The following is a 16479-nucleotide window of genomic DNA, read 5'->3' as shown; positions in this document are numbered from 1 at the left end:
TTTAGTTTCTTATTCTTTCGACAATGAGAAAGGAGCAGCATACTTCGACGTACATCGTTCTTTATTCGGTTGACTTCCCATTTCAAAACGGATAATTCCTCCGTCTGCTATATCGTCGTATCTGATAAAATTCTTATCCAACACACGTCCATTTAAGGTAGCAGACTGGATATAGAGATTCTCTTTACTATTGTTGTTCGCTTCAATCACGAATTTATTGCCGTTTTCCATCGTTATAGTAGCTTTCTTAAATAACGGGCTACCAATTACATACTCATCCGTACCCGGACAAACGGCATAAATGCCTAATGAGCTCAAGATATACCATGATGACATACCACCTTGGTCTTCGTCTCCCGGATATCCTCTTTCTGTGGAATTATACAATCTTTCAACGATCTGACGCACCCAATACTGGGTTTTCCACGGTTGGCCGGCATAGCTATACAGATAAGGCATGTGCTGAATCGGCTGATTGCCGTGTGCATATTGTCCCATACCCGCCAATTCCATTTCTTTCATTTCATGGATCACTCCTCCGTAAGTTCCCGGTTTAATAGTGCTGGGAAGGGTGAATACCGAATCCATTTTGGTCGTAAATCTTTGGTCGCTTCCGAACAAGTTTATTAATCCTTCTACATCATGGAATACGGACCAGGTATAATGCCAGGCATTACCTTCGCAGAAAGGTCCACCCCACTCCAATGGGTCAAACGGTTCCTGCCATTTACCATCAACGCCTTTTCCACGCATAAAACCGATAGACGGATCGAATACGTTTTTATAATTATACATCTGACGGGCAAAGACTTCCTGATAGTGTTTGTTTCCGGTCATTTTAGCCAGTTGGTAGCCACAGAAATCATCGTATGCATATTCCATTGTCTGTGCACTCGATCCCATTGATTCCGGATAAGGAACATATCCCAGTTCAAAATATTCTTTCCAGAAACCACGTCCGTTGGCACCTCCCCAAGGACCTTTATTCATGGCTTCGTGCGCGTATGCTTTTAAGGCTTTCTCCGGATCAAAAGTCCGAATCCCTTTTGCCCACGCATCTGCCAATAATGAAATGGAGTGATTACCCAACATTCCTCCTGTTTCTCCGGGAGCTGACCAGGAAGGTAACCATCCGCATTGTTCTTGTGCGGCAAGCAAGGCATTCATGTAACGTCCCTGCATGGTAGGATGAAGAATATTAGTTAATGGAAATTGAGAACGGAAAGTGTCCCAGAAGCCATTATCTGTATACATATATCCATCATATACTTTGCCGTCATAAGGACTATAATAATAAGGTTCTCCATTCGCTTTACGTTCATAGAATTTGCGTGAGAAGAGATTGGCACGGAACAGGCAGGAGTAGAAAGTCTTCATTTGTTCGTCTGTTCCACCTTCTACCTGGATTCTGTTCAATAATTCATTCCACGTTTTATGTCCACGTATTTTGGTGGCTTCCAAATTCTTATCTTTACCCAGTTCGTCGTTCAATGTAATCACAGCCTGCTCTGCGCTGATATAGGAAGAGGCAGCCTTTGCCTGTACTTTCGATCCTTTCTTAAATTTGATATAAGCACCATAGCCTTTGCCTTCTCCTTCCAACTTTTTAGGATAAATCTCATCTTTCTGATTTTCCCACATACCGTAATCCTCAAATGCTTTGTCGAACTGCACTACAAAGTAACTACGGAATGTCTTAGAGTTATTTACAAAACGTTGGTTATTCACCCAACCGGAGATTTGTCTCTTTGCCGGATCAATCTTGATTTCACTCATATCTGTATATCCGTCAATTACCAGATAGGCGTCTTCGGTAGAGGGATAAGAAAAGCGTAAATGTACACCACGAGTAGTTGGAGCCATCTCGGTTGTAATTCCATTATCCAGCATCACTTTATAATAATGCGGCTTGGCTATTTCATTATCATGGCTGAACTTCGTTGCCCGCATCTCCTGATTTACAACTAATTTCCCCACCATCGGCATAAAGGAATACACTGCATAATCACTCATCCACGGACTGCATTGGTGAGACTGGCAGAATCCTCTGATATTATCTACTGCATATTGATATTTCCAGCCTTCTCCATTTTTCCCTGTCTGGGCAGACCACGTATGCATAGCATAAGGCATACCTGTAGTAGGATATGTATTTCCATAACTTAATCCGAAATGAGAGTCGGTACCTTGCAGTGTATTGACATATTGCACAAGGTCTTTCATTTGGGCATATATACTTGTTGATAAGAAAGAGAAGATTACTAAATAAATGAGCTTGTTCATGGTTATTTTTTTATGTGTTACATCTATTTCACTTGGCAAATCGAAACAACTATATCTATTTATTACCATAAGTAATACCCTGCCAGTCATCTGTACGGAAAGGGGACGCCGGAAGGTTAACTCCATTGTATAAATTACAAATTGGATTATCTGCCCAAGCATAACGCACTGCTATTGGGAAAGCAACTTCAGGAGATGAGACGATGATGGAATTACCATCAATCACAGCATCAGCCCAATGAAACTTATGATCAACGCCAGAGATAGTAAATCCTTTTACTCAAGTGGAGCATCGTTATCGTACAATGATTCCCAATTAAATACACGGTAGAAATAAGGACGATAGAAGTCAGCACTACCCGGTGCATTGAAATTATCCCAAAAGTTGGAACAGTCTGTATTGGTAGAGATCACCAATTCACCGGTACGTGATAAAGCCGGATGAATATTTACCATATAAACATGTTGATAACGTTGTTCGCCAATCTTATCAAGAAATTCGGGTAATGTAAAAAGAGTCTTTTGGTCGACAAACGGCCCATAAGGGTGCTTACTACGGAACATCAGCACGTCTCTCCCGAACCACATGGATTGTCCGATCATGTAATAGGTATCACCTTTTTTAAATACCCAAGGCATAGAGCATGCACTTTCCAAAGGGATAATTGTAGAGTTTTCAGCATCTTGGATTGAGGGGTACTGCGTTGTCCACGAGAAATGTCCTTGCGGATCGGCCACATAATATTCCCACTGGCTGCCAAGGTCGCGTGTAGCGGTACGTGCCACAGCCACCTTATAATTGGAAGTTGTGTAAAGATAGATATGTCCGTCTTCGTCTTCCCACATAGTGTCGCCATAACCTAAAGTGTGGTCGTTAAAATTATCATTACGACTGATAAGTTTCATATAAGTAGCATCACCCGGCTTTCCTTCCAAGCTATAAGTAGCCAAGCAAGTACCAAAGCGGCGCATCAAGTTGTTCGGATCGGTATTATCAACGGCTCCCCACAACATTTGCATCTGATTGTTATATATCGTAGCATCTCCTGCCCAATAAAGATAATCCTGATCGATTTCTCCAGCTTGTATTTTTTCATCCGATAGTGTAGCTTTCGGATGACGAATGTGAGTACGTACCTGATAGTATCTATCCGCATTAGGATCGTTGGTTTGTACGTAATCAGCTAACCAAACAAGATTTTCATCATTCTCACCAGGTGTTTGTACCATAATACTGTTACGAGGGAAACTACAATTACCTCGTGAACGATTTTCATTGATTACGCCATAGAAGCTATCATTGAACGACCAAAATATATTCCCGTCAGGCAAACCAGTGGTGAACACACCGTCTCCTCCATTCCAGCCCAACGACCGAGTGAAAAGGGCATTGTATTTCAAGTCTTTGTAGACGAATACTTTCCAATATTGTCCTGATCGATTTGGCATTAGTTCGAGATTCCATTCGGAATCAATTTGAGGCATCTTCACTTCTGAATTGCCGTAATAAGGTTCTTGCTGGTCACCACATGCTCCTCCGGCGAGGAGTGCGATACTTAGGATAAGATGAATTGGTTTCATGTTTAATAAGATATTTAAGATTATTTAATTTGTTTCTGCACCTGTAAAGCCGATAATACAAGCTATAAAGGTTGACAAAAAGATGCGTCTCATAATGTTATACTATTAGAGTTTAGGATAAAGACGATTCAGGAATGAAAAACCACTAACTCGGATAATTCTTTCTTTAGATGTATTTGATTTACTATCATTGCTCGAATAATACAATGACCTTTTCACTGAATAATAATACGTGAAAAAAAAGTATTGTGTTTAGTGGTGTATATCTTGTCAATCGTCTTAATACAAATTCAAGTCGTGAATTAGTCTCGGCTTATTGGCTTTAAATTGTTTAATTTTAATTTTATAAGTTTTACTATGAAATTGTACATGAAATCATTAACGCTACTCCTATTTTTAGGAACAGTTGCGTCCTGTAATGACAGTTTCCTCGATCAAACCCAAACTTCGGATTTAAATCGTGAGACCGTTTTTGCAGATAGTACGTATACCGCCAACTTCCTGACCGGAATTTATACCGACATCGGGTTTGATATCAACTACAACCGATGGACATACCTTTTGGCTAATGGTGGTGGGCTGCAAAGCGCTTGTGACGAAGCTGAATTTTATCCTTCGTCAACCATCTGGACAAACATGATGTTTGCTACCGGTACGGTTAATCCGGTTACGGTGAGTGATGATGCATGGTCGAAATGCTACACTAACATTCGCCGGTGTAACGTATTCCTTGCCAACATCGACCGATCACCGATGGTACAAAGCCGGAAAGCTCAATACATATCCGAAGCACTTTTCTTGCGTGCCTGGTACTACTTCATTTTGATGAAACACTACGGTGGTGTACCTATTATCGGTAATAACGTGTATGATGCCACTTCAACAATGAAAACCTCGCGCAATACATGGGCAGAATGTGTAGAGTATGTGTCCCATCAATGTGACTCTATCGTCCAACTCAATGTACTTCCCGTGCGACGAACAGGTCAAGAAAACGGTCGCGCCTCATCGGCAGCGGCATTGGGTCTTAAAGCCCGTGTCTGCCTCTATGCAGCTAGTCCATTATTCAATGGAAGTGATTTCGCTCCTACTGATACCAAAGAATTAGTAGGCTATCCCTCTTATGATAAAGAACGTTGGAAAACGGCAATGGATGCTGCCCGCGCAGTAATCAACCTAGGAACCTATAATCTCTTTATTAGAAGTAAAGATTTGAACGGCAAAGCCGAACCAGGTTTCGGATTCTACGTCGTATTCCAAGCCGGCGATACACGAAATGCCAATTTAACCGATGATGATGGTAAAAACAATAACGGAGCCTTTGCCGGCAATATCCTCGACCGTAAGTATCAACGTGAGTCCGGACATGAAGCTGCTTACTATCCACCTAGTGGCAGTCACTCCGGAACACGCCACGGCGGGTATATATACAAAGAATTGGCAGATGCCTTCCCTATGATTGACGGTAAACCCATTGACAACAGCCAATACACATTCGATCCTCTGAATCCCGCTCAAAATCGTGATCCACGTTTCAACAACACCGTGATTTATGATGGTGCTTTGGTCCCTGCCGACGATACTTACAGTGCTACCACAGTTGTTAACACATGGATTGGCGTAGGGCAGACAAGCGATGCCGTATACCAAGGCACTGCCACCGGTTTCTATGTACGCAAGGGATGTGATCGCTTATGTAAAGGTAGTACATGGAACCCAAGCCGTCACAACGATCCACTGATACGTTACGCCGACATTTTACTGATGTATGCTGAAGCAGCCAATGAATATCATGGTCCCGATTTCGAAGAAACACTAGGTGGACAACAACTTGGTTGCTATCCTATATTAAAACTCATTCGCAAGCGTGCCGGCATCGAGCCCGGTGCAGATGGTATGTATGGACTTAAAAAGAATATGACACAAAAACAGATGCGCCAAGCCATTCAGGAAGAACGCCGCCTTGAATTTGCTTTTGAAGGGCATCGCTTCTTTGATGTACGCCGCTGGATGATTGCTCCGCAAACCGAAAGCAAAACCATGCATGGCATTGAAATCACTCGCGCCACTGACGGAACAAAGACTTGGAAAGAATTTGATGTACGCACGCATGTATGGCGTCCGGCTATGTACTTCTTCCCAATTCCTTACAATGAAACGGTGAAGTCGAAAGATTTGCTACAGAATCCCTACTATAATTAATAAAATACCCTAAATATGAAACATAGCATACATTTGGCGGCAATAGCCTTGCTGACTACTCTGCTTGTGACATCGTGTGATACGTTCTCTGCTCCTGCTGATCCTGACAAAAACACGGAGCAGGTCAAAGACATATCAGGCACGTGGCAACTCACCACAGTGAGCCGCAACAGTAATGATATTACCGAAACCATGGACTTCAGCCAGTTCCAAATTAACCTGAAGAAAGATGGTAAGTACACAATTGAAAACTATCTGCCTTTTGTGGTACGCCACAATGGCACGTGGAAAGTTGACGATATCTATTATCCTTTTCGCCTCTATTTCACAGAGGATGGAGCCACGGAGCAGGCCAGTACCGATATCCTATTCCCCATTACCAATGGCGAACGTAACATCGTGATTACTCATAGCCCCGGGTGTGGTTCGAATACCTACACCTATGTATTCAAGAAAATATCAGAAAACTAAAAATCATAACGCTTTATGAAAAAGAAATTAATCAGCTTGCTTCAACGCAAACGGCACATCGTAGCGTTATCAACTATACTTATGACTTTCATCGTTATGAGTTGCCTCTTTATCGATTCTGTCGATATAACCCAAATGATAGATGGAAAAGCCGTAAACTATGCAAAGGCCGGAACGACTGCTACTTTCAAAATGCATGGACACATTAAGGTTCAAGGAGACCCACGCAATGACAAACGACTTGTTTTCGGTTTTTTGGCTCCTAAGAGTTGGAATCTGGCACAAAATGCCAGGGTTTCGTACACAGAAGATACATTTGATCCGAATATAGGTGAGCAAAACATGACGCTTATCCTATTGACCGAACAACCTAGCAACAAACCAGGATTGTCGTGGTCGGCTGCTCTCATGCAGGAATACGGTGTCGGTACCAATATTCTGGAAGATATGGAATGGGCAGCCTATTGGACAAGACCCTATAACGGTGTCGCAGATGAAATTCATTTTACAATCTATGTCCGTGTACCGGTAGGAAACAAAAATCTGCGTTTCAAACCATCATTCTTTATTAACAGTACTGACGATAACTTCAGTACAAGTGCAGATGCAAAGAAATGTGAGGAAGCCGGATGTTTTGAGGTAGTAGAAGGTGAAGGACTTGTCACTGACTTCTGTAGCGAACACTTCAACAAAACCACTCCATTAACAGCATTGCAAAACGACTTTGTAACCTTTAGCTTCATAGGAGGCATGGACGACAAAAATGCACTTGTCAAGGCCGATAAGATCTATTTTGAAGGAACGGCGGTAGCTAGCGACGGACACCGTTATACCGTAAATGAGAAGAGTGACAAGACCCTGATGAAACGAGAGAATCAGTATACCAAAACATACAATATCACATTCTGGCCGGAAGGGTTCTTCAATGTACCTGAAGGAACAGAGCTTGTAAGTATTGAATATGCCTTCACTAATGCCGATGGATCTATCTCCGTTACACAGTCTGATGATGACTTCGTAATGTTAAATATACCTCTTCCTCCGCAGAAGGAACCATTCATATATACGTTCTATTGCGAGTGATAACCTTATATTCTACTGATAATGAAACAGAATATGTATAAAATGATAACGACGGGACTACTATGTATAGCTGCCGTCGCACTAAAGGCACAAGATGCACCGATAGACAGTGTGGATCACACTAAAAGTAATACCCTAGGGGCATCTTCGACGGTTTATACCAACGACTTGATAAAATATCAGTCAGCCACCATCCTTACCGGATTGCAAGGACGATTGAAAGGTCTTAATGTATCACCTTTCCGTGGCATGCAACTGTTACGGACTGATGCCAATACTAAATCCGATATAGTGGGAGCTATTCCTAATGTAGGTGGAGGTATCTACGGAGATAATTCGGAGTTTCTCATTTCAGCACGCGGACAATCGCCTGTAGCTATTGTCGATGGTGTAGAACGTGACCTGTATTCCATAGATCCCGAAGCCATTGAATCAGTTACCATTCAAAAGGATGCCCTTTCCAATATGTTTTTAGGAATGCGCAGTTCACGTGGTGCATTGATTATTACTACCAAAAATCCTGATGCAAAAGGTGGTTTCCATCTCTCACTCACCGGAAAGTTTGGTATATCCAGTGCATTGAAATCTGGCCCAAATCCACTTTCGGCTTATCAATATGCTTATTTGCTCAACGAAGCATTGCTCAATGATGGCAAATCACCACTCTATACGTATGATGATTTCGAAGCCTATCGTAATGGAACTTCCCCTTATCTGCATCCCGACGTAAATTGGAAAGATGCTATTATGAACAATTCTACTACGTCGCAAGCCTATAACCTGAATGTAACAGGTGGCGGACGAGTGGCTCAATACTTTGTAAGTTTGGGATATTACAGCGAAAACGGATTGTTCAAGACGAGCGATGCTAATAGCTACAACACCAATTTCAAGTACAACCGGTATCTCATCACATCGAAGGTAAACATCAACGTGACAGATGAATTTAAGGTAAGCATGTCTTTAATGGGACGTATAGAAAAAGGAAACCAACCTGGAGGTATTTCGGGGACAGGATACAGCGACCTTTTGAGCAACGTATGGCAGACTCCCAACAATGCTTATCCCGTCTTAAATCCCAACGGTACGTATGGTGGTAACGCTTCGTATACCCAAAATCTCTATGCACAGACCACTGGTTCGGGATATATCTCAAGCAATACCCGCGACGTCGTAGGAACCATTAATTTGAAATATGACTTCGATAAATTGGTGAGAGGACTTTCCGTTGGTGCAACGGGAAACATCTCATCGCAAGTGCGCAATGCTATCGTTCGTACCAAACAGGCACAAGTATTTCAATACAGCATAACCCAACAAGGCAACGAGGCTTATGACAAGTATGGAGATGTGAGTTCACAAACCAACAGTTACCGTTCAGTATCGACGTACCAATATATGTATGGCAAAATGTATGTAGACTGGGAACGCCAATTCGGTATGCATGGTGTAAAAGCTTCACTTTGGGGCGATACACGTACTATACTCAACAACTACGACCTGCCTATGATTCCGTCGAACATCGGACAGAAAGTTGAATACAATTACGATAACAAATACTTCGCGCAAGCAGCCGTAACGGAAAGTTATTACAACCGCTATGACAATGGACGTCGCTGGGGAACATTCTGGGCAGTAGGTCTGGGTTGGGATATCAGCAAAGAGAAGTTTATGGAGGCATCGAAGATAGACCAACTCAAGTTACGTGCCACATACGGTCATACAGGAAACGGAATCGACAATGCCGGTTACTTCAGCTATTTAAAGAGATACAATGAAGATGGCGGATTCTGGTATAGCAACGGTACATCCATGAGCAACGGAGGTTCAGTGTCAGAAATATCCCCATTGGCTAATACCCTCCTGACATGGGAAAAAGGAAGGAAGGTCAATGTAGGTTTAGATTTAACCTTATTAAAGAACCGTTTGACTCTCTCGGCCGACTATTACAATGACTACTACTACGATATTTTGCAATCACGTGGTAAAAGTATCCAATTATTAGGTATTGCTTATCCGGCAGAAAATATCGGAAAAACACGTTACTACGGATTGGAAACACAACTTAGCTGGCAAGATCACATCGGTAAGGTGAACTATTATGTATCAGCCAACTGGAGTATGGAACAGAACAAACGGTTGTTCATGGACGAGCAATACGTACCTTACGACTATCTGAAAATGACAGGTCAACCCACCGGTACCATCTACGGATTGGTAGCTACCGGATTCCTCACAGCTAAAGATATAGCCGATGGTTATCCCGTAATGAACGGCTTCAACAATATTCAAGCGGGTGACGTGAAATACAAAGACATGAACGGTGACGGCGAAATCAACGAATTCGACCGTACTGTGATTGGTGGCGACAAACCGACTTGCTATTTTGGTATTGATTTAGGCTTTGAATGGAAAGGGTTGGAAGTTACAGCACTTATCCAAGGTGCTTACAACCGCGACTTATATAATAGCGACCGCACGTTGCTCGAAGGGTTCCAAGTGATCGGACAAAGCTACGGACAAGCTTACACCAATTTGCTGAATCGTTGGACACCCGAAACAGCTGAAACAGCTACGTATCCGAGACTGACTGCCGGAGGCAATATGTACAACTACGGAAACAACTGGAACTCTTCACTCTTTGTACAGAACGGAAACTACATTCGTCTCAAGAACGCCACCGTATCGTACAAACTACCCGAAAACTTCTGCCGTAATTACTTAGGCGGACTGCGCGTGAAGATATTTGTACAGGGACAAAATTTACTCACATGGTCACGTACCCGTTTGCAAGACCCTGAAGTTACCTTCACCAGCTATCCGTTACAGCGCACCATTACGACTGGAATCAATCTTAACTTCTAATAAAAATGATGGATATGAAACAAAATAAATATGGCACATGGGCAGTAGGAGCATTTATGCTGTTATTGAGTGCTGCCGCATGTACAGACAGTTATGAGAGTACGCCTGTAGATATGTTTACAGAAGATTACCTCTTCTCGAAGACCGACTCCAACGGAACTGTAGTACGTAAATACCTCAACCGCATCTACTATTACATGCGTAATGGACACAACGGCGTAAATGGTGACTACCTGGATGCCGCTTCCGACGATGCGCTCTCTGTTATTTCGTCCGAGTCCGATGTATACAAACTGGCCATCGGACGTTACAGTGCCTCCAATTTTATTAACTCGGATATGATTTGGAGCGACCCTTATTTGGTGATTCGCCGCGTGAACATTCTGTTGAGTGGCATTGACGTAGTACCTTTCAACACTACTTACACTGATGCACTCGGTAATACACGCAGGCTCAATGATTCTATGAAAGCCGAAGCCCGGTTCCTGCGTGCTTACTTCTATTTTGAATTGGTGAAGCGCTACGGTGGAGTGCCCATTATCGGTGATAAAGTGTACGAATTGAACGAAAACATCGAATTGCCACGTAGCACGTTCGAGCAATGTATCAAGTATATTGTAAGTGAGCTTGACGATATCAAAGATGACCTTCGTTCGCTGCCACTACCTGACGCCGCCGCTAGCGCACACGTAGTAAACACACAGGCTGCCCAGGCACTGAAGATTCGTGTATTGCTCTATGCAGCAAGTCCGTTATTCAACGAAAAGCCCATTGAATCTGGTAATGAGTTGATAGGATATGCCTCTTATGATCGCGAACGTTGGAAAATAGCAGCCGATGCCGCCCGCAACTTTATTAACACGTACGGAACAGGTGACGGAGCTATCATGGGACTTGACGATAATTTCAAAAATGTATTTACCAATTGGTATTCAAACGAACATAAAGAAGTTATCTTCTTCCGTGAAAACGCAATGGATAAGACGGTGGAAACAGCTAACGGTCCATTGGGACTTAGCGGTGCCAAACAAGGAAACGGCCGCACCAATCCCACACAGAATTTAGTCGATGCCTTTTTAATGAAAGACGGTCACTTTATCAATGATAAAGGTAAATATGAATACAATGAACAGCTTCCTTACGCACAACGTGATCCACGTTTGGAATATACCATTATACACAATGGTTCGTCATGGGTGAACTCTACGATGGAAACTTGGCAAGGTGGAGCCAATAATCCTCTTGGTTCGTCATACTCGCTCACGAGTTATTACATGCGCAAGTTTATGGGTGATTTCGAAGCAGCCAACGAATATCAAGACACACAACACAACTGGGTGATGTTCCGTTACGCCGAAATACTTCTGAACTTTGCCGAAGCCGAAAACGAATATTTGTCTACTCCTTCGCAAGCTGTATATGATGCTATCATCGCCCTGCGCCGACGTGCAGGCATCGAACCTGGTGAAAAGAATTTGTATGGACTAACAACCAATGAGCAGACACACAATTTGACGCAAGCCGAAATGCGCAAAGTGATTCAGAATGAACGCCGCATTGAATTAGCTTTTGAAGAGCATCGCTATTGGGACATTCGTCGTTGGCGACTTGCCGAACAGGTCTATGCACAGCCTATTCAAGGAATGTACATCACTAAATCACAGACTTCCACGACCTATGTTCCGCAAGCTGTACTCAATGTACAATGGGACAATAAACGTTATTTCTATCCGATTCCTTATTCGGAAGTAATAAAAAATAAGAATATGGTTCAAAACCCTAATTGGTAATATCTTATGAAAAGAGTAATTATAACATTCTTGTGCCTCCTCTGCATTGTACAGGCATACTCCCAATCGTTTACGATAAGCGGTACCATTATTGATGGGGAAAGCAACGAACCGCTTATCGGAGCTGGTATTCTGGTAAAGGGAGCCGGAAGGGGTACCATCACCAATATAGATGGAAAATATTCGCTGGAAGTGAAACGTGGCGAAACATTGGTATTTTCGTTTGTGGGCTATCAAAATCAGGAAGTCGCAATAACGAATCAGCGCACACTGAATATCGCATTGAGGGTTTCCGAAGCCAACAACCTGAACGAAGTTGTTATCACAGGTCGCGGTAGCGCGAAACGTATCACTCTGACCGGTGCCGTGAGCGGTATTCAAGCCAACGAATTGCGTAGAGTTCCTACAAGTAGCTTACAGAATACATTATCGGGTAAACTGCCCGGCTTCTTCAGTCAGCAACGTTCCGGTCAGCCGGGAAAAGATGCTTCCGACTTCTTTATCCGTGGTGTCAGCTCCTTGAATGAAGACGGTAACAAACCGCTTATTATGGTTGATGATGTGGAATACAGTTACGAACAGCTATCACAAATCAATGTCAATGAGATTGAAAGCATATCTATTTTGAAAGATGCATCCACTACTGCTATTTATGGTATCAAGGGTGCTAACGGTGTGTTGGTAGTCAAGACCCGTCGCGGTGAAGAAGGAAAACCAGTGATCCATGTACGTGCAGAAGCCGGCGGTCAGATACCTGTCCGTAAACCCAACTTCTTAGACTCATACAACACCGCCCTGTTAGTCAACGAGGCACGTACTAACGATGGTTTGACTAAAATGTTTACACAACATGATTTGGAACTGTTTAAAGACGGTTCCGACCCATACGGACATCCTAATGTAAACTGGTACGACGAAGTGTTCAAAAAATCGGCTATGCAGTCGAACATCAATGTCGACGTATCGGGTGGTACCAAACGTTTGAAATACTTCGTATCCGGGGGTTATTTCTCACAAGGTGGTTTGGTTCGTAACTTTGCTAAAGCGGATGACGATGTGAATACCGGCTATTTTTACCGCCGTTTTGACTACCGTACCAACTTGGACTTTACTGTTACTGATAATCTGACTATGCGTCTGGACTTCAGTTCGCGCTTCATGAACATCAACGAACCGAGTAGTCTGAATGCTACAGGCGAGATTTACAATTTCACCGCCATGCACCCCTATTCGGCACCGGTACTCAATCCGGACGGATCGTATGCTTATCTTTCAGATGTGGACGGTTACGGACCTACATTGAATGCACGTTTGGCTAACGAAGGTTACACGCGTACACGCCGTAACGATAACAACATTCTCTACGGTGTGAACTGGAAGATGGATTGGCTCACCAAAGGATTGTCAGCCAATGCTCGTATTGCTTACTCTACCATTGACGAAGTCTTCCGCAAAGTAAACCGTGGAAAAGATGCGTACCCTACCTACCACTACGATCCTACTACGGATCAGTATAACATCAACCCCAACCGTAAATATGCTTATTCACAGTATGCTCTGACGGCCGGAACCAACCAGGCTGTGAAAAATCTGGATGTTCAGGCCTCCATCAACTATGCACGCATATTCAATGGAATACATGACGTTAGTGCCACGTTACTGTATAGCCGCCAAAGCCGTACCGTAGAAAAAAATCCAGACGATACAGGAGAAAAGATTCCCGAAAACTTTCAGGGTCTTACCGCTACCGTAGGTTACAAATATAAAGATAAATATCTGGTCGACTTCAATGTTGCATACAACGGTACCGACCGTTTTGCCGAAGGACACCGCTACGGAATATTCCCTGCTATTGGTGTGGGTTGGCGTATCTCCGAAGAATCGTTCTTCAAGGATAACATTTCTTTCATCCAACTATTGAAAATCAGAGCTTCGTATGGTATTGTAGGCTCGGACGTAGCTATGGGTAACCGCTACCTTTACAACCAGATATATACAGCAACTGATAATGCTTATAATTTTGGACAAAGCGATGTCACTTCCACTGCTATTACGGAAGGTGACCTTGGTAATAGCAGTGTGACATGGGAAGAAGCCAAGAAGTTTGATATAGGTCTCGACTTCAATGCATTCGACCGCTTCTCATTTACTTTCGACTGGTTCTATGACAAACGATACAATCAGCTTGTGAAACGCAATGACATACCGCAGATCTTAGGTGTGGGTACTTCACCTATCAACGTGGCACGCACCAGCAATATGGGTTTCGACGGACAGATTGGTTATCAAGACCGTTTCGGTGAGTTCAACTTCAATACCAACTTCGTATTCTCGTATGCTAAGAATAAGGTAGAATTTAATGCCGAAGCACAACAAAGATACGATTGGTTGTCGGCAACAGGTCGTCCTATCGGTCAACCATTCGGTTACACTTGGATAGGTTATTATACACCTGAAGAAGTGGACTTGATTCATGCAGGAGCCGCAAATGCACCGGCTGTGCCCAATACCGACGTTCCTATCCAAGCCGGTGACTTGAAATACAAAGATTTGAACGGAGACGGTGTTATCAACGACTTCGACAAGGGAGCTATTGGTAAGCCAAACTTACCCAACACCACGTTGGGATGGACAATCGGTGGTTCGTGGAAAGGATTGTCAGTGAGCGTACTCTTCCAAGGTTCGTTCAACTACAGTTTCTCGGTAAACGGCACAGGTATTGAACCTTTCAAGAGTCAATTCCAACCTCTACACCAGAAACGCTGGACATTAGAACGCTACCTGAACGGTGAAGCCATCGAATTTCCGCGCTTAACAAGCAATCCGTCAACTGTAAACAGCGCAGCAGCGTATATGTCCGACTTTTGGTTGATTGATGCTTGGTACATCCGCTTGAAAACCATCGACGTCTCCTATCAAGTGCCCACAAAAGTGTTGCCTTCATGGCTTACAAACCTCCGTGTCTATCTCAATGCTTACAACATGTTTACATGGACAAGTTTTGATAAGTATCAACAAGACCCGGAAATCAAGTCCAACTCCGCCGGTGATGCATACATGAACCAGCGCGTGTTTAACTTAGGAGTACAACTTACATTCTAATAAACTGATAAATACTCATAGTAGTATCAATGAAAAAGGGGATGCGTCTTCATAGATGCATCCCCTTTTTTCATTGATAACACATTGTAAATCAAGCATTATTATTTGATAGGAAGCCGAATCCGTACATGTAGGGGTACATGGCTTGCCGTAAACGAAAACGTCCCACTCCACACACAAGTCGGTGTGCGGGGCGGGACGAAAACTATTATAGTTGCCGTGCTAAAAATCTATCGGTTCATTCTGGTAAAAGCAGCTACTTGAGGTACTTCTTGTTTACATCTTCCAGTATCTGCATCTGCTGGATAGCTATCCGGTTCAGCCGGACAAGCCTTTCGTGCTGAGGAAGTCCTTCTCCTATGAATACGGCATTCAGATTCTCCATGTTCGAGAGACAAATCAATTCGTTCACCGTGGCATAGTCGCGGACGTTTCCTTTCAGGTCGGAATGCGCATCGCGCCATTCGAGGGCAGTGAGGCCGAACATGGCAACGTTCAGCACATCGGCTTCGCTGGCGTAGATGCGGGAAGCTTGTTGTGGTGTGACTTCTGCCGGGATAAGGTTTTGTTTGATAGCATCGGTGTGGATGCGGTAATTTATTTTCGACAGTTCTCGCTTGGCACTCCAGCCCAGTTGCGCGAGTTCCTGCTCCTTAAGACGCTGGAACTCGCGGACTAAATAGATTTTAAATTCAGCACTAATCCACATTCCAAATTCAAATGCGATGTCCTTGTGTGCATAGGTGCCTCCATATCTTCCGGCTTTCGCTTGAATACCGATAGCATGGGTCTTCTCCACGTATTCTTTCACGCTGATTTTGAAACTGTTCAACCCCGACTGATTTCTAATTGTGGCGAATTCGCCATAATTAAATCCTGGGTTATACAACCGCTCCCATATACCGAGGTATTCCAGTGTATTCCTGTTTCTCAGCCAGTCTGATATGAAGAAATCGCCATCTTTGGCTTTTAGCATGTCAGTAATGCAGATATAATCTTCGTTATTAATAGACACTACATTGATGTCTGTAGTCAATACTGTTATTTTGGTCATCTTGTCTTCTCCGGTTAAACGATGGGCAAAGGTACACTTTTCCCTTCA

9 protein-coding genes and 1 pseudogene are annotated in these 16479 nt (G+C 43.3%); 6 read left to right on the top strand and 4 right to left on the bottom strand.

Going from position 1 to position 16479, the window contains the following annotated elements:
* Positions 1–9: 9 nt before the first annotated feature.
* The 3 genes and pseudogenes from KQP79_RS00235 to KQP79_RS00225 all read right to left on the bottom strand — a co-directional run bounded on the left by KQP79_RS00235 (position 10) and on the right by KQP79_RS00225 (position 3864).
* On the bottom strand, positions 10–2283 hold the full coding sequence (locus KQP79_RS00235; protein ID WP_234120545.1) for a GH92 family glycosyl hydrolase: 2274 nt from the start codon (positions 2281–2283) through the stop codon (positions 10–12).
* 55 nt (positions 2284–2338) lie between these two features.
* A pseudogene (locus KQP79_RS00230) lies at positions 2339–2563 on the bottom strand (9-O-acetylesterase); the annotation flags it as partial.
* The gene (locus KQP79_RS00225) at positions 2560–3864 is read right to left on the bottom strand and encodes a DUF5005 domain-containing protein (RefSeq protein WP_138343177.1); all 1305 of its coding nucleotides are present in this window, start codon (positions 3862–3864) and stop codon (positions 2560–2562) included. The pseudogene KQP79_RS00230 and the gene KQP79_RS00225, both read right to left, overlap by 4 nt.
* A 357-nt stretch (positions 3865–4221) precedes the next feature.
* On the opposite strand from KQP79_RS00225, the gene KQP79_RS00220 reads away from it, so the two are divergent.
* From KQP79_RS00220 to KQP79_RS00195, 6 genes are read left to right on the top strand one after another with little or no spacing between them, the layout of a single operon-like run.
* Positions 4222–6066, top strand: coding sequence for a RagB/SusD family nutrient uptake outer membrane protein (locus KQP79_RS00220; RefSeq protein ID WP_061448033.1), 1845 nt, complete (start codon positions 4222–4224; stop codon positions 6064–6066).
* 15 nt (positions 6067–6081) lie between these two features.
* Positions 6082–6537, top strand: coding sequence for a DUF5004 domain-containing protein (locus KQP79_RS00215; protein ID WP_044135567.1), 456 nt, complete (start codon positions 6082–6084; stop codon positions 6535–6537).
* A gap of 15 nt (positions 6538–6552) precedes the next feature.
* Entirely contained in the window at positions 6553–7620 is a 1068-nt protein-coding gene (locus tag KQP79_RS00210; RefSeq protein ID WP_138343176.1) for a DUF4961 domain-containing protein, read from the top strand.
* 33 nt (positions 7621–7653) lie between these two features.
* On the top strand, positions 7654–10485 hold the full coding sequence (locus KQP79_RS00205) for a SusC/RagA family TonB-linked outer membrane protein (protein WP_138343175.1): 2832 nt from the start codon (positions 7654–7656) through the stop codon (positions 10483–10485).
* Positions 10486–10499: 14 nt separating this feature from the next.
* Entirely contained in the window at positions 10500–12275 is a 1776-nt protein-coding gene (locus KQP79_RS00200; RefSeq protein WP_004320977.1) for a RagB/SusD family nutrient uptake outer membrane protein, read from the top strand.
* A 6-nt stretch (positions 12276–12281) separates the two neighbouring features.
* Positions 12282–15377, top strand: coding sequence for a SusC/RagA family TonB-linked outer membrane protein (locus KQP79_RS00195; protein WP_004301480.1), 3096 nt, complete (start codon positions 12282–12284; stop codon positions 15375–15377).
* A 256-nt stretch (positions 15378–15633) separates the two neighbouring features.
* Here KQP79_RS00195 and KQP79_RS00190 read toward each other — a convergent pair whose 3' ends face one another.
* On the bottom strand, positions 15634–16431 hold the full coding sequence (locus KQP79_RS00190; protein WP_151921179.1) for a KilA-N domain-containing protein: 798 nt from the start codon (positions 16429–16431) through the stop codon (positions 15634–15636).
* Between the last annotated feature and the right edge of the window lie 48 nt (positions 16432–16479).

Origin of the sequence: Bacteroides sp. DH3716P (genome assembly GCF_025914115.1) — a bacterium.
In the GTDB taxonomy this organism is placed as follows: domain Bacteria; phylum Bacteroidota; class Bacteroidia; order Bacteroidales; family Bacteroidaceae; genus Bacteroides; species Bacteroides ovatus.
This window is presented reverse-complemented; position numbering and strand designations above follow the sequence as displayed.